Origin of the sequence: Winogradskyella arenosi (genome assembly GCF_003337305.1) — a bacterium.
Lineage (GTDB): Bacteria > Bacteroidota > Bacteroidia > Flavobacteriales > Flavobacteriaceae > Winogradskyella > Winogradskyella arenosi.
The window spans coordinates 1,016,925-1,037,700 of the sequence record NZ_QPJO01000001.1; the positions used below are offsets into that span (position 1 = coordinate 1,016,925).

A 20,776-nucleotide genomic window follows, 5' to 3' on the forward strand; every position below is an offset into this window, starting at 1 on the left:
AATTGTATTTGGGAGTTCTAACATTCTTAGAACCATTATTATATTCGCTATAAAATATTTAAGTGCAGCAAAGATAATATATTGTTGGAGTTAAGCAATTAAATATGTTTGACTTTACGTATATCGCGGCCTTAGGATGACTTTTCTTTGTTTTGAAGCAGAATAGTTAAGGGACTACTGTTTTAACATCTTCCTCAAGAAACAAATCTACCATGTTAAAACAATGTTTTAATTATAGGGGCATGTTTTTGTTGTTCATATTGTTTCACTAATTTCGTTATATCTGTAATGTTGGGATGTATTATGCGACATTTAAAATCAGGGATTTCACTATGGATATAAACTTAGTTAACGTTATCAATCAGCACAAGGCTTCTATAAAAGTGTCCTTGACCTTAAAAGAAGAATCACAACAGTTCACCAAACTCTTGTTTAAAGCATTTTATGATTGCGATACGGATGCCCATAAGGCTTTACAAGACTTAGAGCATCTTTTTGTTAAGATTAGAAATAGGGCTTGTCCTGAGATTAAAGACAAACCTTGTAAGCGCTGGGAGGATTTTAAAGATAAGATTCCGGACTTGTATGCCAGCTTAAAAATGGATGCTGAAGCAATTTATAACAACGACCCCGCATCGCAGTCTATTGAAGAAATTTACTTGGCCTATCCTGGTTTTTTTGCAATTTCTATCTATCGTATGGCCCGCGTGTTTTATCAACTTAACTTGCCTTTAATTCCAAGATTAATGACGGAATATGCGCATTCCGTTACAGGGATTGATATTCACCCAGGCGCGCAGATAGGCGCTTCATTTTTTATTGATCATGGAACCGGTGTTGTTATTGGTGAGACGACCACTATTAAGGATAGTGTAAAAATTTATCAAGGGGTTACTTTAGGAGCTTTAACGGTTAAAAAACAATATCAAAATACCAAACGTCACCCTACCATTGAAGACCATGTGACCATCTACGCCAATGCTACCATTTTAGGAGGCGATACTGTGATTGGTACAGGGAGTGTAATTGGTGGTAATACTTGGCTTACCAAATCGGTACCAAGTCATTCCGTAGTGACACACAACCATCAGATTGAAATTTTTTCAAAAATTAAAAAAGCAGATGAATAAGACACTTATAGATCAAATAGGAAATACACCTTTGGTAAAGTCAATGGCTTTAAATACCAATCCGAATGTTAATTTATACTTTAAATTAGAAGGTAATAATCCCGGCGGAAGTGTTAAGGATCGAGCGGCTTATAATATGATTAAAACAGCGCTAGAGACCAATCAGATTGATAAGGATTCTAAATTAATTGAAGCCACAAGTGGTAATACAGGGATTGCTTTAGCCATGATTGCAAGTTTATATAAGCTGAATATAGAACTGGTAATGCCTGATACGGCGACTAAAGAACGTGTGCAAACCATGCGCGCTTATGGGGCGAAAGTGACCTTGCATCCCGATGGTATTGAAGGCGCTAGAGATTACGCCATTCAAAAAGTTGAAGTGGAAGGTTATTTTTCATTCAATCAATTTTCTAATCCTTATAACTGGCAAGCACACTATAAAACCACAGGTCCTGAAATTTGGAGAGATACTGAAGGGACGATTACCCATTTTGTATCTTCGATGGGAACAACCGGAACCATTATGGGAACGTCAACCTTCTTAAAGGAACAAAGTGAAGATGTCCAAATTGTAGGCGTACAGCCCACAGATGGTTCTAAAATACCAGGAATTAGAAAATGGCCTGAGGCTTATTTGCCAAAAATATTTGATGCGTCTAAAGTAGACCAAACCATAGAAGTGAGCAGAGAAGAAGCTGTAGAAATGACGCGCCGATTAGCAAAAGAAGAAGGCATCTTAGCCGGAATGAGTAGTGGTGGGGCAACGACGGCAGCTTTAAAATTAGCGCAAACTTTAGAGCATGGAACTATTGTTTGTATTATTTGCGATCGCGGCGATCGGTATTTATCGTCAGATTTATTTGCGTAATAGACGAAGTTTATAAGACATAAAAAAAGCGATTTACAGACTGTAAATCGCTTTTTTTATGAAATGTGTTTTATCGAATTAGAAATAAAATCCGAAACTACCGGTAATTCCGAATGGTCTTGCATCTGGACGGTCTAGATAATTTCCTCTAAAATTAAAATCGAGACGTAAGATTTTAAAGATATTAGCCACACCAAAACTATATTCGTAATACATTCTTGTATTGGGTGCAATCAGTGGGATTTCCATTGGGTTCCCTGTTTGGTTTAAAATTTTGTTTTCATCCGATAACTCACCCCAAACACCTCTTAACCCTAAAATGGCTCTTAAGTTATATTTTTTTAAGAACGGAATTCTTGAAAAAATACGACCGTTAAAGTTGTGTTCTAAATGCACTGAACTATAGGTGTCGGTTACAAATTCATAATAATCTAATTGCGTAAACGTGTTATAGATTGAAAAATAGGATTGGTTTCCGGGTACTACGCTAAGTAATGCTAAAGGTACTTCTCCATAAGTTTTACCAACTTCTACTGAAGTGACTAATCTTCCAAAACCACCAACTTGCCACGGTTGAATGTAGGAGAGTTGTAATTTGGTATAATCGAAATCACTCTCAAACCAGTTTTGATCTCCACGACTCACTTGTGCAAAAAGGCGTGCAAAGTTATCATTCTTATTTTTGCGCTCTACTCCAAAACCGGTCATTTGTCGTTTAGGGAAATACCCTAAAGATAATCGGGTTTCAAATTGTTGTACTTCAGAAGCCACACCAGAAGGCTCATCAGGATCGTTATAGTCTAAACTGAAGGTCGGCGAGGCAGAGCTTAAAGTTCTAAAACTTCCATCAATGCGGACTTCAAAGTTCCGTAACGGTTCTATAGAAGCTCCAAAATTGGTAAGTGTAATATTTGAGAGCTTATCATTAGTCCCTGTTCCAATAACGGCAGAAGAGGCTAAGCTACGGCCTAAAACATCGGAAGAGCTAGTTAAACTAGCGCCAATTTGTTCAATATCGCGTCTGTTTCCACCAAAAACGGTAAGTCGGCTGCGCTTATCTAAGAGCCATTTTCCGGAGATCCCATATTTAAATTTATCATCATTAAAGCCATAAGCTAAAAAGCCTTCTAAACGCCATAAATCGTTAGGTCCGAAATAAGTTCTTCCACCGGTTCGTATACGTACACCTTCAACTTCGTTATATCCAAAGGTTGAAAAAATAGGTCCATAATCTAAATTCACACTCGGAAATTCTATATAACCAGAGGCTAAAATGCTTCCTAAATTGTAAAGACGTTTAAATTTCTTGACCGTTTTTAGGGTGTCTAACATTTTATAAACCCCTTTTTCATCTTTGTTTAGAGCTTCTAAGCGGTTGTTTGTCCAAAACTCATCTTCACGGTTGTACACATCTTGATCATAATTATAAACCACCTCGTCGTAAGATTTTGGATCCTTTGGGATGTTAAATTTATAATTATCATAGATAGTGGTTCGTTTGCCGTAAACCCCTCGAGATTTTTCTTTTTTATTGACCGCAAAATCTGATAAGAAGTAATCGCGCTTAATAAGAAATACCGAATCGTTTAAGACCTCAAATTCTTGTTCAATATAAATTTCTTTAACCCAGTTGATATTGGCACTTTTGGAAGCTTGAAGGTTAATCTCTTTAATAGCATAGGTAGAGTCATTCACCCAAAAGTCGCCTTTAAACGTGAGCTCATTTTTTCGTCTGGGATAGTAGATGATGTTATAACACCATTTATCGTCAATATAAGCACTATCAGATAAGACATAATTATAGGTCTGAACACCGGTTCGACTTAAAGGACTGACAAAACTTTTGTCAAAAAATTTCAGATAGTTATTGTATACGTTATATTCAGAATATAAATCATCTATAAAATCTATAATGATTTGATTGTTACTAAAGCCTGAATTTTTATTTCCAACGAGTTCTTCATGGCGTTTATCAATAAGATTATCACCAGAGATTTTCTTTACCGATTCATTTAGAAATATCGGGAGGTAAGTTTTACCGGTCACATTAGAGGTGTCCACTTCATTAAAAACAAATTCCATACCCTTAAAGAGCTTGCTTTTAATTAAAGCGCTGTCTATGGTATTGAGATCAAATTCAACCTTTTCGTACTGATCGTATTGGTATTGGTTAAATTGGCTAAGACCGTTTTCTCTTTTGCGTTCCCATATTTTTTGAAGAATTCTAATTGCCGGATTTTCAGAGGCCTTTTTAGATTGTTTTCCGGTAACAATTACAACTTCATCTAAAGAGGAGGCTTCTTCTTTTAAAGTAAAAGAAAGGTCGTAGTTAACACGTTTAGGTAATTGAACCTCTAAGGCTTCGAACCCTACAAAAGAAACAATTAACGTTGACCAGTTATTATCAGATTCTAAATAAAACCGACCATCTTCATTGGTAATGGTGCCTTCTGTTGAACCTTTAAATAAGACATTGGCAAAGGGAACAGGAACTTTATTTTCATCGTAAACATAGCCACTGACTTTAGTCTGTGCTAAAGCCGATAAAAATCCGAAAACAACGAAGGTAATAAATAATTTTAGTCTCATATTTAAATAAAAAAACTTCATTAATGCTCCTACTAAACAAAAGTTTGAGGGTCACTAATGAAGTTTATTAAACGCAGAAATCTGCAATTTATTTGTACATAACCTTTTTTACTGCTTTTACGACATCGTTACTGTTAGGTAACCACTCTTCTAGTAAAACAGGAGAATATGGTGCAGGAGTATCTGCAGTGTTTATTTTTACAATTGGAGCATCTAAATAATCAAAGGCTTCCGATTGTACTAAATATGTAATTTCTGTTGCAACGTTTCCAAAAGGCCAAGCTTCTTCTAAGATAACAAGACGATTTGTTTTCTTAACAGATTTTAAAATTGCAGCTCTATCCATAGGGCGTACAGTTCTTAAATCTATAATTTCACAAGAAATACCTTCTTCAGCTAAAGTGTCTGCAGCCTTGTAAGCTTCTTTTATAATTTTTCCGAAAGAAACAATTGTAACATCAGTTCCTTCACGTTTAATATCAGCAACTCCAATAGGCACAGTGTATTCACCTTCTGGCACTTCACCTTTATCACCATACATTTGCTCACTTTCCATAAAAATAACAGGATCGTCATCTCTAATGGCAGCTTTTAATAAGCCTTTAGCATCGTAAGGGTTAGAAGGAACAATAACTTTTAAACCCGGTGTGTTAGCAAACCAATTTTCTAAAGCTTGTGAGTGTGTAGCTCCTAATTGACCTGCAGATGCAGTAGGTCCTCTAAAAACTATAGGACATTTAAATTGCCCTCCAGACATTTGTCTAATCTTAGCGGCGTTATTGATAATTTGGTCAATTCCAACTAAAGAGAAGTTAAACGTCATGTATTCTACAATAGGACGGTTTCCTGTCATTGTAGATCCAATAGCGATACCAGCAAAACCAAGTTCTGCAATAGGGGTATCAATTACACGTTTTGCTCCAAATTCGTCTAACATCCCTTTTGATGCTTTGTAAGCACCATTATATTCTGCTACTTCTTCGCCCATAAGATAAACACTCTCATCTCTGCGCATTTCTTCGCTCATGGCTTCGCAAATAGCTTCTCTAAATTGAATTGTCTTCATTTTCTTATTTTTAATCGTGTAGCAAAAATAATAATTCTTGTCTATATAATACCACTAAATGTGTATCGAATAATGAAAAAAAATGTAACTTTATTTACAAATAAATTATTTAAATTCTATGAATGGTAAGAATTGCGTTTTTCTGTGTTTAATAGGACTCATTTCTCATTTTGTTTTGGCTCAAGAAACAATTTTGTGTCCCTTGCAGTCGGACATGGTTATAATTGATGATACTAATAATAATCCGACAATCTCCTACAATACTGATGAGACCATTTCTTTAACATTTCCGGATCAATATATAACGGATATTTTTGCCAATTATAGTATCTATGATTTTTACCAAACCTTCCCGGAGTCTAATGGGGTTTTATTAAAGTACTATACGATACGTCATGGTAATAAAGATCTGATTAATGAAATCCATGAGTCGGTACCACAAGATGTTATTCATATTGAAAATGATTATCCTTCAGCGCCCATCAATAATACTATTATTAGTTTAGTAGATGGTAAAACGTTTAGGGTTATCAAAACTTGTAGTAATATTCCTGAAGTTGGTCAGTATTGTCCGTCCACGGAAGTTGTCGTACCAGAGTCTCTAGACATCACTATTACGTTTAGTTATGATGATTTAAATGATTTGATGACTATTGAAACGGCAGATACCACTTCGCCTTGCGGTAATTCTTTTTCGGCGGATTATAAAGGGCTTCAAAACGGTGTTCAGTTATGGTATTCCAATCCTGGTGTAACTTCATCATCTTATTCCACGCAAGCGTGTCATAGTTTTGAAGAAAAACTATATCAAGTACTAGGGGTTGAATGTAGTGGTTATAATATTGGTGGTTTAGGAATTTATTCTGAAGTAGATACCGGTCATTTAGTTTTAGAAAGGGAGACAGCGGTGTTTTCTTCAGATTTGCTAGTTTTAGAAGAGTATAATCTGTCAATAGCTGAGAATCATTTAGAGGAAATCGATCTTTTTGAAATTAAAGGGAATCCGTATCTGCAAGTCCGCAACCTAAATGATCAGTCTTTAAAGGTTTGTGTCTATAACACAGCAGGAAAACAAATTATCACAGCAGATCACTTAGAAGAAAATAGCTTCAATATTTCAAATCTATCTACGGGGTTATATTTTATTCAACTAATTAACCTAGATAATCAGCAGAAAATCTTTAAATTTTTGAAAAATTGATAGTTTTAACGAATAAAAATGATTTTATGAAAATTTTATTATGCACGCATAATAAAAATTCGAATAATTATTTTTATATTCGTCAGGAATAAATAGACGTTTAAAATAAATCATTTCTATATGAAAATATTAGTATGTATTAGCCATGTGCCAGATACAACCTCAAAAATTAACTTTACAGATGGAGATACTAAGTTTGACACTAATGGTGTACAATTTGTAATTAACCCAAACGACGAATTCGGTCTTACACGTGCCATGTGGTTTAAAGAAAAACAAGGCGCTAGTGTAGATGTAGTGAATGTTGGTGGACCAGAAACAGAACCGACCTTAAGAAAAGCTTTAGCTATCGGGGCCGATTCAGCCATTAGAGTTAACGCTGAAGCTACAGATGGTTTTGCTGTAGCAAAACAATTGGCAAAAGTAGTCAATGATGGGGGCTATGACTTGGTTATTGCAGGTAGAGAATCTATCGATTACAATGGCGCTATGGTGCCAGGAATGTTAGCCGCTATGGTTAACGCTAATTTTGTAACCAACTGTATTAGTTTAGAGGTTGAGGGCTCTGATGCCACAGCAGTAAGAGAAATTGACGGAGGTAAGGAAACTGTAAAAACGGCATTACCTTTAGTTATTGGAGGACAAAAAGGATTGGTTGAAGAAAGTGACCTGCGTATTCCTAATATGAGAGGGATTATGATGGCGCGTAAAAAACCTTTAAATGTGGTTGAACCAACGGATGTAACTGCAGAAACTAAAGCTGTACGTTTTGAAAAACCAGCTCCAAAAGGAGCCGTGAAATTAGTAGACGCGGATAATTTAGATGCCTTAGTGACTTTACTTCATACCGAAGCTAAAGTGATTTAGTGAAATTACAGGGTTCCGAACTTATCTCGGGATCTCATGAGTTAAAGGAAGTAGTAATAAGTTCCTGAATTAGGTTCAGGAAGAATTTTATAATTAAAAATTTATGTCAATTCTAGTATATACAGAATCCGAAAACGGAAAATTAAAAAAAGCAGCATTAGAAGTGGTGTCTTACGCAAAAGCTATTGCAGACCAAATGGGGACGTCAGTTACCGCCCTTGCTGTTAATGCAGAAAACGTTGAAACGCTTGGAAATTACGGCGCTTCTAAAGTTCTTCTAGTGAATAACGAGGCTTTAAAAGAATTTAATGCCAAAACATATAGTGCCACTTTACAACAAGCGGCAAAAAAGGAAGGCGCCCAAGTGGTGGTCTTAAGTTCTAGTGCAAACAGTAAATATTTGGCACCTCTTTTAGCCGTAGGTTTAGAAGCGGGCTATGTGTCAAATGTGGTTGAAGCACCATCTAGCGTATCACCATTTACCGTAAAGCACTCTGCGTTTACCAATAAAGCCTTTGCGAACACTGAAATTAATACTGAGGTTAAGATTGTAGGGCTTTCCAACAATTCTTTTGGACTTGTAGAAGCTGATGGTAGTGCTACAGTAGAAGATTTTTCTCCTAGTTTACCTGATTCTGGAGTCACTGTAACTTCTGTAGATAAAGCCACAGATAAAGTAAGTATTGCTGATGCAGAAATTGTAGTTTCAGGAGGAAGAGGGCTTAAAGGCCCAGAAAATTGGGGTATGATTGAAGACTTAGCTGAAGTGTTAGGAGCGGCAACAGCATGTTCTAAACCGGTTTCAGATTTAGGTTGGAGGCCCCATAGCGAGCACGTTGGGCAAACCGGAAAACCAGTAGCCTCTAACCTTTATATTGCAATAGGGATTTCAGGAGCTATTCAGCATTTAGCCGGAATTAATGCTTCTAAAGTAAAAGTGGTAATTAACACGGATCCGGAAGCGCCATTTTTTAAAGCGGCAGACTACGGTGTTGTAGGAGATGCGTTTGAGGTTGTACCTAAATTGGTTGAAAAATTAAAAGCTTTTAAAGCTGCAAACGCATAATTTTATTACCTTGTAATATGCAATACCTTGCGTAAATGATTAAGGAGGTATTAATTAAGGGCTGTTTAAATTTAGATTTCTCTGCTTTAGGTGCATTTTACTTAAAGGATCGGGAAAATTTATCCAAATGTGTAAAAAGCAGTTGGTAAAGTCCAAATTTAAACAGTTCTTTGTGTTTTATAAATTATGAGTTTAGTTCGTTTAAATATCAAAGGCATTTCATACAGTCAAACCCAGAATGGTGCCTACGCTTTAATTCTTAATGAGGTTGATGGTGACCGAAAATTGCCAATAGTAATCGGTGCTTTTGAAGCCCAATCTATCGCTATTGCTTTAGAAAAAGAAATCCGTCCGCCACGTCCTCTTACTCACGATTTATTTAAAAATTTTGCAGACCGTTTTGATATTACGGTCAAACAAGTCATTATACATAAATTGGTGGATGGCGTTTTTTACTCGAGTCTTATTTGCGAACGCGATAAAATTGAAGAAATTATCGATGCCAGAACAAGCGATGCCATTGCCTTAGCATTACGTTTTCAAGCCCCAATATTTACTTATAAAAATATTTTAGACAAAGCCGGAATCTATCTTAAAGTCAATCCTAAAAAGGAAGACGAACAAGATCAAGATAGCATTCTTGTAGATGATCTTATTGTAGAAGAAATTGAAACCGCATCTGTTGAGCAAGAAGGTTTTAAAAATAAATCTCTTGAAGAGTTAAATCAACTCTTAGAAGAAGCCGTAAATAATGAAGATTACGAAAAGGCTGCCCATATTAGAGACGAAATATCTAAACGCTAATTAACATCTTATTATTTATGAATTATTTTTTCAAGGCATTTATTGCTTTATTTCTTGGACTTTCATCAATAACAGCACAAGAACTTGAAAAAACATGGGAGTTGAACCCTACGGAAAGTGAGTATCACACGTTAGAATTTCTGGAAGGTGAATTTAAATTTTCTTCTCACGAGGGGGCAAATCTAGATGGCGATTACATGTTTCAAAATAACCTTTTGGTACTCTACCAAAACGATTCTCTGAATTCCATTCAGCGTTATAAAATCACAGAGTTAACCGATTCTACCTTAGTTTTAAAAGGTAAAGCCAAAAGTTTTAACCTCGTTTCTAATGTTGAAGACAACGCCGAGGAAAATGCGCTAGTGACACAAACAGAAATTATACCCAATCAAGGGTTTTCTTTTACAAGCTTATGGCGTGGGGCATTAGGGATGGTATCTCTAATTTTTATCGCCTTCTTATTCAGTAGTAATCGTAAAGCTATCAATTGGAAAACCGTAGGCTTAGGCTTATTATTTCAACTTATTATAGCAGTAGGGGTATTAAAAATAGCCTTTATAAAAACAGCTTTTGAATTCATAGGTCAAGGCTTTATTGAAGTGCTTAAGTTCACCCAAGCAGGAAGTGAATTCCTTTTTGGAGGGATGTTAGATATTGAGTCTTTCGGCTTTATTTTTGCATTTCAAGTCTTACCAACCATTATATTCTTTTCAGCCTTAACCTCAGTATTATTTTATTTAGGTTTAATTCAGAAGGTTGTAAAAGGTATGGGATGGCTACTGTCTAAAGTACTAGGAATTTCTGGTGCTGAAAGTTTAAGTGTGGCGGGAAATATCTTCTTAGGGCAAACTGAAGCACCTTTATTGATAAAAGCGTATTTAGAACGCATGAATAAGTCTGAAATCCTTCTCGTTATGATTGGAGGGATGGCCACAGTTGCTGGAGCCGTATTAGCTGCTTATATCGGGTTTTTAGGTGGTGATGATATCGAATTGCAATTATTTTATGCAAAACACTTATTAGCCGCTTCTGTTATGGCAGCTCCGGGAGCCATTGTAATTTCAAAAATCTTATTTCCTCAAACCGAAGACGTCAATACAGATGTTACAGTATCACAAGAAAAAATTGGCTCTAATATTTTAGAAGCTATAGCTAACGGAACTACTGAAGGTTTAAAATTAGCCGTTAATGTAGGGGCGATGTTATTAGTCTTTGTCGCTTTTATTGCAATGATTAATGGAATCTTAGGAGGTATAGCAGGATTTGATGGCATTACAAGTGAGGCTTTAAATCTTGATTGGAAATTTACCTCTCTAAATACTATAATTGCTGAAAACACACCATACGAAAGTCTTTCTTTAGAATTTCTTTTAGGCTATTTATTTGCACCCTTAATGTGGCTTATTGGTGTCGCTTCAGAGGATATGGCCTTAATGGGACAATTATTAGGTATTAAGTTAGCCGCGAGTGAGTTTATTGGCTATATTCAGTTAGCAGATTTAAAAAATGCAGCGAGCGCTACACATCTAACTTATGAGAAGTCAATTATCATGGCAACATACATGCTTTGTGGTTTTGCTAATTTTGCCTCTATTGGTATTCAAATTGGAGGTATTGGTTCTTTAGCTCCAGGACAGCGTACACAACTATCTAAATTTGGAATGAAAGCCTTAATAGGAGGGACAATTGCCTCTTTAATTTCAGCAACTATTGCTGGGATGATTATTGGCTAGTCAATTCCTGAGAAATCCAAAATTTGAAATTATATAGTTAATAACTACTCATAGATACTCAAGCATCAAAAAATATAATATTTGATGCTTTTTTTTTTATTTTCGCTTAACGTCATGCTGAAGTTATTTTCAGTATCCAATGACATCGATATTTTAGTTTAACTTAAAGAAATTCCCACTGTTGTGGGAAATATTATGAAACAATACCACGACTTAGTAAAACACGTTTTAGAAGAAGGGAATGAAAAAGGAGACCGTACAGGAACCGGAACAAAAAGTGTTTTTGGGTATCAGATGCGTTTCGATTTAAGTGAAGGTTTCCCTATGGTAACCACTAAAAAACTGCATCTTAAATCCATTATTTATGAGCTGCTTTGGTTTCTAAAAGGCGACACAAATATTAATTACCTTAATGAAAACGGGGTACGCATATGGAATGAATGGGCAGATGAAAATGGCGATTTAGGTCCGGTGTATGGCCATCAATGGCGCAATTGGGCGAATGAAGAAATTGACCAAATAAAAGAGGTTATTGAGGCTTTAAAAAACAATCCGAACAGTCGTAGAATGTTAGTTTCGGCTTGGAATCCTTCAGTACTTCCAGACACCTCAAAATCGTTCTCTGAAAATGTGGCAAACGGAAAAGCAGCGTTACCACCATGCCATGCCTTCTTTCAGTTTTATGTGGCTAATGGTAAATTATCTTGCCAATTATACCAGCGTAGTGCCGATATCTTTTTAGGAGTCCCTTTTAATATAGCCTCTTATGCTTTATTTACCATGATGATGGCTCAAGTTTGTGGTTACGAAGCCGGAGATTTTATTCATACGTTTGGTGATGCTCATATTTATATCAATCATAAGGAGCAATTAGAATTACAGTTATCCAGAGATCTAAGACCTTTGCCAAAAATGATTTTAAATCCTGAAATTAAAGATATTTTCGATTTTAAATTTGAGGACTTTACCTTGGTCGATTACAATCCGCACCCACACATTAAAGGGAAAGTAGCAATCTAATATCTTGAGGAAAAGCTAAGCTTTGGGTGTTCTGAAGTAGGGGTTCTGAAGTAGGGGTTCTGAAGTTGTAATTTTGAAGTCATACGAGATGCCCTTCAGACAAAATAAGAGAAAGCTTCTGGACAAAAGCACAGCATAGCGATTACTACATGTTGAGTTTAGGTTGAAGCCTAAAAGGGCTGTGACTTAAAACAAAAAAAACAGTTCCATCAGGAGATAATAGCCTCATGACGGTACGGTATTTAAGCTAAATAAAAAGCATCTTGATAAAGCATCAAGATGCTTTTTATTTGTTTTATAATCGGGTTTTAGACGTTAAGAACGCCATTTTCTGCATCGGCATAGGCATTCCAAGCAAATCCATCGGCCTCTTCATCATTGATGTAAGCCTGGCCGTCCACAAGATATCTAAATTCATAAGAAGCGTCACTCGGTAAATTTACGGTGCCTTTAAAAGATCCGTTTTTTAATTTCTTTAAAGTTGTAGCTTCACTATCCCACGCGTTAAAGCTTCCTACAACGGCGATACTTTGAGCGTCTTCTGCAGGAACAGAAAATGTGACCTTACAAACTGGTTTCGATTTTAAATATTGCTTCTTGATGGCCATAATATTAGATTTTGAATAATTAATTATAAACAAAAATATAAAAGTGGCATCGATATTAATATCTTTAAGTGTCTAAAAACTAAAGATTTATTGTTTTGTTAATATTGTAATCCTTTTAATTTCAAGGCTGTAAAATAAAGGTCTATATTTTGCTAATAAGTAAATTTAGTGGGTCTTATTTGTTTGATAATCAATCTGATGTTGGTTGTTGTTGAAAAACTTTAAAATTTTGGGTTGGCCTAATCATATTAATCAAAATAAAGTATCTTTATCTTATTAAATTACAATTATGTTTGGCAGTAAAAAACAAGTTTCTACAATAGATAAAGAGCAATTAGAACTCATTGAGAATGCTCAAAAACGAATAAAACAAAAAAAGCGTTTGTATATTCACTTCGTGATTTTTGTAATCGGTGCGGTATTTCTAATCGTAGCGAATACCGTTTTAGGTATCGGGGAGACTTTTGCTCCGGCAGGTATAGATTGGTTTGTCTATGCTATTTTTGCCTGGTTGTTTTTCTTCGTATATCATTTTATAAGTGTTTTTATTACTCATAAATTTATGGGGAAAGATTGGGAAAAGCAGCAATTAGAAAAGTTGGTACATCAGCAAGAAGCCCGAATTACAAAACTAAAAGAAGGTTTAGCTAAAGAGGAACAGAAAATTGCGAAGGCTCAGGTTAAAGATGAAGCCAAAGCCATCGTCGGAACTAAAGCTGCAAAAAAGACTTCAGAATTAACCATTATTGTCGCGGAAGGTGAGGATAATGCCATTGGTAAGGACAATGACCTTATTTGGCATTTAAGTGACGATCTTAAACGGTTTAAGGCCTTAACAAACGGGCATCATATTATTATGGGACGAAAAACGTTTGAAAGTTTTCCGAAGCCACTACCTAATAGAACCCATATTGTTATTACAAGACAAAAAGATTATAAAGCGCCGGTAGGTGTTATTATTGTAAATTCTCTAGAAGATGCTTTAGATGCGGCGCGCTATGATAAGCAACCCTTTGTTATTGGTGGCGGAGAAATTTATAAACAAGCATTGCCTTTAGTAGATAAACTAGAAATTACAAGAGTTCATGCCACTTTTGATAATGCCGATACTTTCTTTCCTCAGATTAATCTTTCTCAATGGAAAGAAGTGAATAGAACACGTCATGAGGCCGATGAAAAACATGCTTATGCCTTTTCATTTATTACCTATGCGCGTCAATAAAAGATCTTCTATTGAAGACTAAAAAAAATCCCCTAATCAATTAAAGTGATTAGGGGATTTTTAGGTCTATGGTCATTTAATGTTTAGATGCCAAAGGCTTCTTTAACTTGGTCTACATAATTTAAAAGTTCCCAAGTAAATAATTCTACCTCTACAGTTTTAGGTTCACCGTTAGGTTGGTGAAACGTTTTGGTTACGCTTTGTGGTTGTCTTCCCATATGACCATAAGCTGCTGTTTCGCTGTACATAGGCTGACGTAATTTTAGACGTTCTTCTATAGCTGCAGGACGCATATCAAAAAGTTTTTCAACCTTTTTGGCGATAGCCCCATCGGTTAAATCTGGAAGTTTACAAGTTCCGTAGGTATCTATAAAAATTCCCATAGGTTTAGCAACACCAATAGCGTAAGAGACTTGTACTAGGACTTGATCACATAATCCCGCTGCTACTAAATTTTTAGCAATATGGCGGGTCGCATAAGCGGCACTACGGTCTACCTTACTTGGATCTTTTCCCGAAAATGCACCACCACCATGAGCACCCTTTCCACCGTAAGTATCTACAATAATCTTACGTCCGGTTAAACCGGTATCTCCATGAGGACCTCCAATAACAAATTTCCCTGTAGGGTTAATATGGTAAGTAATATCGTCGTTAAATAAGGCTTGGATATGTGCTGGTAATTTAGCAATAACTCTTGGGATTAAAATCTCTTTGATATCGCTATAAATCTTAGCTAACATAGCATCGTCAGCATCAAATTCATCATGCTGTGTAGAGACTACAATGGCATCAATACGTTGTGGCACATTATCATCGCTATATTCAATAGTTACCTGACTTTTAGAATCGGGCCTTAAATAGGTGATGTCTGCATTCTCACGACGTAGTTCAGCCAATTCCTTTAAGATACGATGCGATAAATCTAAAGCCAACGGCATAAAGTTTTCCGTTTCGTTTGTGGCATAACCAAACATCATTCCTTGGTCACCAGCACCTTGTTCTTCTTTAGAAGCTCTATCAACACCTTGGTTAATTTCTTCAGATTGCTCATGTATCGCTGAAAGAACACCACAAGAATTGCCATCAAACATATAAGCACTTTTGGTGTATCCTATTTTGTTAATGGTATCTCTTGCAATTTTCTGTACATCTAGATAGGTCTTAGACTTTACTTCACCTGCAAGTATAACTTGGCCTGTAGTGACTAAAGTTTCGCAGGCCACCTTAGATTCAGGGTCAAAGGCTAAAAAATGGTCTATTAAAGCGTCACTTATTTGGTCAGCAACTTTATCGGGGTGTCCTTCAGAAACACTTTCTGAAGTGAATAAATATGGCATAAATCTAATGATTAAAATATAATAATTCAGTTATGAAAAACCGTTCGATTACAGGGTCGCTAGAGAAGTAGAAAACTTACTGCTTTAGCATTTTTTATTCTGAAGTGATTTCAGAATCTGTTCTTAATGAACAGGTACTGAAAAGGTTTCAGTACTAGAGGTTGCAATCAGACAAATTTTTCCTCTTTTAATTTCATGGCAAAAGTACGTATTAAAATTTATACAGAAGACCTTATTATCTAAAGAAAACCTTAAAAATTGAAATTGAGAAGGCTTTAACTTTTTATGATGATTAAAATTGTCTTAGATTTACACTATGCTTTCAAAGAAAACAAAATACGGAATTAAAGCCTTAGTGCACTTAGCTAGGCAGGAAGATCGGATGCCGGTGCAGATCTCTACGATCTCGAAATCGGAAAATATTTCGCAAAAATTTTTAGAAAGTATCTTGTTAACCTTGAAAAAAAACGGACTCTTAGGCTCTAAAAAAGGTAAAGGAGGTGGGTATTACCTTCTTAAAAACCCTAAAGAGATTCCTATGACTACCGTTATGCGACTGCTTGAAGGTCCCATTGCTATGGTGCCTTGTGTAAGCCTTAATTTTTATGAAAAGTGTGCCGATTGTCCGGATGAAGATACCTGCGCCGTAAATAAAATTATGCTTAAAGTTCGTGATAATACCCTAGAAATCTTTAGAAATACAAGCTTAGCAGATTTATCCAATTCTAAAGTGACATTGTAAGCATAGCCTAGGCTAAATGCGGCTAACCTTATGGGAGTTAGGGCATTTCTAAAACCTTCATTTATATTTTTTTCTTAAAAGAACGACCTAAGTAAAAAATAATATCTATGTTTGTATTATCCTAGTAAGTCTATAGGATAATAGATTTTTGAATTAATTAGATATTATGAACAGTATATTTCATGCTCATTCTCACTTAAAAAAGGTTGAAAATGAGTCCGATACAAGTCAAGAGAAAATGAAGCGAAGTGTGGCTAAAACCATCAGTTGGCGCATTGTAGGAACCTTAGATACCGTTATTATTTCATATTTAATAACCGGAACTCTAGCCTTGGCCGTTTCTATAGGAGGAGTGGAATTAGTAACTAAAATGTTGCTTTACTTTTTTCATGAACGCACTTGGAATAACATAAAATGGGGAAAATGATAGATATAGATATTAACGTTTGGAATAAAAAATTACGCGATAAAACGCCAATAGAAATCGCAAAATGGGCTTTAGCCTTGTCTGAAAATAGAATTGTAACCACTAGTTTTGGAATTTACTCTTCCGTTTTATTAAGCACCATGTCTAAACTAGATAAGGACATTAGAGTGGTGTGGTGCGATACACTTTATAACCAACCGAGCACCTATGCACATGCTTCAGAATTAATTGATACCTATACACTAAATATCAAAAGGTACCAGAGTTTATATACTAAGGAAGAAATTGATAACACTATTGGTTTGCCAAGTCTTGAAGATGATAATCACGAATTATTTTCTGAAGCCGTAAAATTAGAACCCTTCAGGCGAGCGCTAAAAGAACAAAATCCAGAGGTATGGTTTACTAATATCAGAATTAGACAAACCGAGTTTAGAGACAAAAAAGATATTTTAAGTTATAGTAAAGACGGTATTTTAAAAGTGAGTCCGTTTTACTATTGGAGTGATGCCGACTTAGATCAATATATCGCCGAAAACAATTTGGCGAAAAACGACCAGTATTTTGATCCAATAAAAGCACTCCTTAACCGAGAATGTGGCATACATTTTCAGTAAACCTAACACCGATGCAAAGTTTTAGAACCGAATTAGAAAATCCTGTAGTTGAAAAGGATATCCTTGAATTAGCAAGAAAAATTGAGCTATTTAAAGAGGGTAAGATAGACGAAGAAAAGTTTCGTAGCCTGCGTTTAGCACGTGGTGTTTACGGACAACGACAAGAAGGCGTACAGATGATAAGAATTAAACTGCCTTACGGTAAAGTGCGCAGTCATCAATTGCGTCGTATTGCAGAAGTTTCTGATGAGTATTCTAGAAGCCGTTTGCATATTACGACGCGTCAAGACATTCAAATTCATTATGTAGATCTAAACAGAACACCAGAACTTTGGGCGGAGTTAGAGCGCGATAATGTGACCTTAAGAGAAGCTTGTGGAAATACGGTAAGAAATGTGACAGCGAGTGAAACCGCTGGGATTGATGTTAATGAACCTTTCGATGTGTCCCCATATGCCGATGCCTTGTTTAAATTCTTTCTAAGAAACCCAATCTGCCAAGAAATGGGTCGGAAATTTAAAGTGTCTTTTTCCGCTTCCGATGAAGATACCGGCTTGTCTTACATGCACGATTTAGGGTTTATTGCCAAAATTGAAAATGGTGTAAAAGGTTTTAAAGTGATGTTAGGTGGAGGCTTAGGATCGCAACCAAGATATGCAGATTTGTTTTACGAGTTTTTAGCGGCCGATAAAATTATTCCTTTAATGGAAGGGGTTTTACGTGTTTTTGACCGCTATGGTGAACGAAAAAGTAGAGCCAAAGCCCGTATGAAATTCTTATTAAAAGATATCGGTTTAGAGGCCTTCAAAGGTTTGGTAGAAGAAGAACAAACGGCCATTGAGTTTAAAACAGTGCCTATTGATACGTCTAATTATGAGACGTCACAACCTGTAGATACTGATTTTCCAGCGGTCAACATTACAAATGAAGCGGCTTACAAATTATGGAAGTCGACCAACGTTATTCCGCAAAAACAAAACGGGTATGTGGCTATTGGTATTAAAGTTCTTTTAGGAGATTTCTATACGGATAAGGCCCGATTATTAGCCGATTTGGTAGAACAGTATGCGGCAGGGGAAATAAGATTAAGCTTGCGTCAGAATATTTTAATTCCTTTTGTAAAAGAAGAAGGACTTCCCTTTTTCTATTCAGAATTAGAGAAACTTGGTTTTGTAGAAGCGGGTTATAATAAAGCCGTAGATATCACAGCTTGCCCCGGAACCGATACGTGTAACTTGGGGATAGCAAGTAGCACAGGAATTGCAGAAGAGTTAGAGCGCGTTATTAAGGCGGAATATCCTCAATATTTAGAAAACGGGGACTTAGTAATTAAAATTAGTGGCTGTATGAATGCCTGTGGTCAACATAATATGGCCAATATTGGTTTTCAAGGGATGTCTATAAGAACTAAAGATAAATTAGTGGCACCAGCATTACAGGTGCTTTTAGGAGGAGGAAATTTAGGTGATGGTAAGGCCTTTTTTGCAGATAAAGTGGTTAAAATTCCAAGCCGAAGAGGTCCTGAAGCCCTACGTAGAATCTTAGATGATTATGAAGCGCATGCCAATGGAGCTCCATTTGTAGACTATTATAAAGCGCAAGGAGAAAAATACTTTTACCAACTCTTAACTGATCTTTCGCGTATAGATAATCTTACCCAAGACGATTTTATTGATTGGGGAACCGAGGAAGCTTATGTTAAAGCGATAGGAATTGGAGAATGTGCCGGAGTGGTTATCGATTTAATAGCGACTTTATTCTTAGAAAGCGACGAAAAAATTGAAGAGGCCGAAGCCGCTTATGCTAATAAGGTGTATTCGGGAGCTATTTATGAGGCCTATCGTTCTATGGTGAATTCAGCAAAAGCCATTTTACTTTCAGAAAATATAAAGACCAATACACAAGCGGGAATCATCAAACAGTTTGATGAGTATTTTGTAGAAACCAAGCAGATTGATTTAGGAACTTCGTTTTCAGATCTGATTTATCAAATAAAGGCTTATCCGCCTTCAGAAGCATTTGCGAGTAATTATATTAAAACAGCACAACAGTTCTTAGAAACTGTGAGAGCGTTTAGAGCGCGTCAGGTGGCTGAAAAAAACTAAAACTATGACACCAAAATTAACCATAGTCGGAGCAGGACCGGGAGATGTAGATCTTATTACCGTTAAGGCTATTAAAGCCATAAAGGCTGCTGATGTTATTTTATATGACGCCCTTGTTAATAACGAGTTGTTAAGCTATGCGTCTCCAAATGCAGAATTAATTTTTGTGGGGAAACGTCGCGGATGTTACGCCTATCAGCAAAATCAAATTAACGAGCTTATCATTGAGCGCGCGTTACGCTGCGGTCATGTGGTGCGTTTAAAGGGAGGCGATCCTTTTATTTTTGGTCGTGGTGCCGAAGAATTAGAGTTTGCTAAAGATTATGCTATTGAGGTCGCTGTAGTGCCAGGAATTTCATCTTGTGCTGCTGTGCCGGCGTACCAAGGTATTCCGTTAACCAAAAGGCATGCTTCCGAAAGTTTTTGGGTGATAACAGGAACCACAAAGTCGCATCAAATCTCGGGAGATATCGTTTTAGCAGCAAAGTCTACCGCTACGGTGGTGATCTTAATGGGGATGAGTAAACTCTCTGAAATTGTTCAAATATTTACGGCGGAAGGGAAATCTGAAACCGCGATTGCGATTATTCAAAATGGGACACGGGTTAATGAAAAAGTGGGCATAGGGAAAATAGCAACAATTGAATCGATAGTTGAAGAAAAGCATTTGGCTAATCCGGCAATCATCATAATTGGTGAAGTGGTGAATCAACGGGTGGATCTCTCAGGGATTTATAAGGAAGCAGATGTTATAAAACACACCGCTCAAAATAGAATAGCCTCATAATGGAACGTAACAATTTATATCCCATTTTTTTAAAAGCAAGTCAACTTAAGGTCCTCATTATAGGTGGTGGCTATGTGGCAGAAGAAAAACTCACTTTTTTATTAAAGTCAAGTCCTGATGCTTCGGTAACCATGGTGGCGCCTATGTTTAGAGAAGGAACCCTTGCTATTGCGCGTACAGGAGATGTTCAGACCATCACAGATAGCTATAACAGTCATTATTTAAAAGGGCACCAAATTGTTATTGCGACTACTGATGTACCAGAAGTTAATATCGAAATTTATAAAGATTGTAGAGCGCAAGATAAATTAATCAATGTAGCGGATAACCCACCCTACTGCGATTTCTATATGGGAGGAATTGTCACTAAAGGCCATGTTAAAGTGGCAATTTCGACCAATGGAAAATCCCCAACTACCGCAAAGCGATTACGTCAATTTTTTGAAGACGTTATCCCTGAAAATATTGACGATTTGGTAAAGAATCTCAATATATATAGAAAAACAATTAAAGGTGACTTTGAGCAGAAAGTCGAAAAATTAAATGAATTCACTAAAGGTTTAGTAGAGAAATTATAGATT

Annotated in this window: 19 protein-coding genes; 15 read left to right on the forward strand and 4 right to left on the reverse strand. The window is 36.3% G+C overall.

Annotated elements, in window-relative coordinates:
• Nucleotides 1-332: 332 nt before the first annotated feature.
• Both epsC and cysM read left to right on the forward strand, forming a co-directional pair.
• Nucleotides 333-1,130 carry a serine O-acetyltransferase EpsC gene (gene epsC, locus DFQ08_RS04220; RefSeq protein WP_114308528.1) on the forward strand — a complete coding sequence of 266 codons (798 nt, stop codon included), beginning with the start codon at nt 333-335 and terminating at the stop codon, nt 1,128-1,130.
• A complete protein-coding gene (gene cysM / locus DFQ08_RS04225) occupies nt 1,123-2,001 on the forward strand; it encodes a cysteine synthase CysM (RefSeq protein WP_114308529.1) in 879 nt (292 codons plus the stop codon). The genes epsC and cysM overlap by 8 nt, the downstream gene beginning before the upstream one ends.
• A 78-nt stretch (nt 2,002-2,079) precedes the next feature.
• Here the strand turns inward: cysM and DFQ08_RS04230 are convergent, their stop codons facing one another.
• Both DFQ08_RS04230 and DFQ08_RS04235 read right to left on the reverse strand, forming a co-directional pair.
• The gene (locus DFQ08_RS04230; RefSeq protein ID WP_245935363.1) at nt 2,080-4,590 is read right to left on the reverse strand and encodes a DUF5686 and carboxypeptidase-like regulatory domain-containing protein; all 2,511 of its coding nucleotides are present in this window, start codon (nt 4,588-4,590) and stop codon (nt 2,080-2,082) included.
• Nucleotides 4,591-4,678: 88 nt separating this feature from the next.
• On the reverse strand, nt 4,679-5,656 hold the full coding sequence (locus tag DFQ08_RS04235; RefSeq protein WP_114308531.1) for a pyruvate dehydrogenase complex E1 component subunit beta: 978 nt from the start codon (nt 5,654-5,656) through the stop codon (nt 4,679-4,681).
• Nucleotides 5,657-5,774: 118 nt separating this feature from the next.
• Here DFQ08_RS04235 and DFQ08_RS04240 point away from each other — a divergent pair, with 118 nt between their 5' ends.
• The 6 genes from DFQ08_RS04240 to DFQ08_RS04265 all read left to right on the forward strand — a co-directional run bounded on the left by DFQ08_RS04240 (nt 5,775) and on the right by DFQ08_RS04265 (nt 12,347).
• A complete protein-coding gene (locus DFQ08_RS04240; protein WP_114308532.1) occupies nt 5,775-6,857 on the forward strand; it encodes a T9SS type A sorting domain-containing protein in 1,083 nt (360 codons plus the stop codon).
• A 120-nt stretch (nt 6,858-6,977) separates the two neighbouring features.
• Nucleotides 6,978-7,724, forward strand: coding sequence for an electron transfer flavoprotein subunit beta/FixA family protein (locus DFQ08_RS04245; protein ID WP_114308533.1), 747 nt, complete (start codon nt 6,978-6,980; stop codon nt 7,722-7,724).
• Between the two features lie 103 nt (nt 7,725-7,827).
• The gene (locus tag DFQ08_RS04250; protein ID WP_114308534.1) at nt 7,828-8,790 is read left to right on the forward strand and encodes an electron transfer flavoprotein subunit alpha/FixB family protein; all 963 of its coding nucleotides are present in this window, start codon (nt 7,828-7,830) and stop codon (nt 8,788-8,790) included.
• Nucleotides 8,791-8,976: 186 nt separating this feature from the next.
• The gene (locus tag DFQ08_RS04255) at nt 8,977-9,594 is read left to right on the forward strand and encodes a bifunctional nuclease family protein (RefSeq protein ID WP_114308535.1); all 618 of its coding nucleotides are present in this window, start codon (nt 8,977-8,979) and stop codon (nt 9,592-9,594) included.
• 17 nt (nt 9,595-9,611) lie between these two features.
• Nucleotides 9,612-11,327, forward strand: coding sequence for a NupC/NupG family nucleoside CNT transporter (locus DFQ08_RS04260; RefSeq protein ID WP_114308536.1), 1,716 nt, complete (start codon nt 9,612-9,614; stop codon nt 11,325-11,327).
• A gap of 195 nt (nt 11,328-11,522) precedes the next feature.
• Nucleotides 11,523-12,347: a thymidylate synthase gene (locus DFQ08_RS04265; RefSeq protein WP_114308537.1), complete on the forward strand. Its 825-nt coding sequence runs from the start codon at nt 11,523-11,525 to the stop codon at nt 12,345-12,347.
• 308 nt (nt 12,348-12,655) lie between these two features.
• Here the strand turns inward: DFQ08_RS04265 and DFQ08_RS04270 are convergent, their stop codons facing one another.
• Nucleotides 12,656-12,955 carry an isoamylase early set domain-containing protein gene (locus DFQ08_RS04270; protein ID WP_114308538.1) on the reverse strand — a complete coding sequence of 100 codons (300 nt, stop codon included), beginning with the start codon at nt 12,953-12,955 and terminating at the stop codon, nt 12,656-12,658.
• Nucleotides 12,956-13,244: 289 nt separating this feature from the next.
• On the opposite strand from DFQ08_RS04270, the gene DFQ08_RS04275 reads away from it, so the two are divergent.
• Nucleotides 13,245-14,177 (forward strand): dihydrofolate reductase, encoded by a 933-nt coding sequence (locus tag DFQ08_RS04275; protein ID WP_114308539.1) that lies wholly within the window; start codon nt 13,245-13,247, stop codon nt 14,175-14,177.
• Between the two features lie 83 nt (nt 14,178-14,260).
• Here DFQ08_RS04275 and metK read toward each other — a convergent pair whose 3' ends face one another.
• Nucleotides 14,261-15,517 (reverse strand): methionine adenosyltransferase, encoded by a 1,257-nt coding sequence (metK, locus tag DFQ08_RS04280; protein WP_114308540.1) that lies wholly within the window; start codon nt 15,515-15,517, stop codon nt 14,261-14,263.
• A 316-nt stretch (nt 15,518-15,833) separates the two neighbouring features.
• Between metK and DFQ08_RS04285 the strand changes: the two genes are divergently transcribed.
• From DFQ08_RS04285 to DFQ08_RS04310, 6 genes are all read left to right on the forward strand, one after another.
• On the forward strand, nt 15,834-16,259 hold the full coding sequence (locus DFQ08_RS04285) for an RrF2 family transcriptional regulator (RefSeq protein ID WP_114308541.1): 426 nt from the start codon (nt 15,834-15,836) through the stop codon (nt 16,257-16,259).
• Nucleotides 16,260-16,497: 238 nt separating this feature from the next.
• Nucleotides 16,498-16,686 (forward strand): DUF2061 domain-containing protein, encoded by a 189-nt coding sequence (locus DFQ08_RS04290; RefSeq protein ID WP_245935375.1) that lies wholly within the window; start codon nt 16,498-16,500, stop codon nt 16,684-16,686.
• Nucleotides 16,683-17,303, forward strand: coding sequence for a phosphoadenosine phosphosulfate reductase domain-containing protein (locus DFQ08_RS04295; RefSeq protein WP_114308675.1), 621 nt, complete (start codon nt 16,683-16,685; stop codon nt 17,301-17,303). The genes DFQ08_RS04290 and DFQ08_RS04295 overlap by 4 nt, the downstream gene beginning before the upstream one ends.
• Nucleotides 17,304-17,314: 11 nt before the next feature.
• On the forward strand, nt 17,315-19,408 hold the full coding sequence (locus tag DFQ08_RS04300; RefSeq protein ID WP_114308676.1) for a HEPN domain-containing protein: 2,094 nt from the start codon (nt 17,315-17,317) through the stop codon (nt 19,406-19,408).
• A 4-nt stretch (nt 19,409-19,412) separates the two neighbouring features.
• Nucleotides 19,413-20,195, forward strand: coding sequence for a uroporphyrinogen-III C-methyltransferase (gene cobA, locus DFQ08_RS04305; protein ID WP_114308543.1), 783 nt, complete (start codon nt 19,413-19,415; stop codon nt 20,193-20,195).
• Nucleotides 20,195-20,773 carry a precorrin-2 dehydrogenase/sirohydrochlorin ferrochelatase family protein gene (locus tag DFQ08_RS04310; protein WP_114308544.1) on the forward strand — a complete coding sequence of 193 codons (579 nt, stop codon included), beginning with the start codon at nt 20,195-20,197 and terminating at the stop codon, nt 20,771-20,773. The genes cobA and DFQ08_RS04310 overlap by 1 nt, the downstream gene beginning before the upstream one ends.
• The last annotated feature ends 3 nt before the right edge of the window (nt 20,774-20,776 follow it).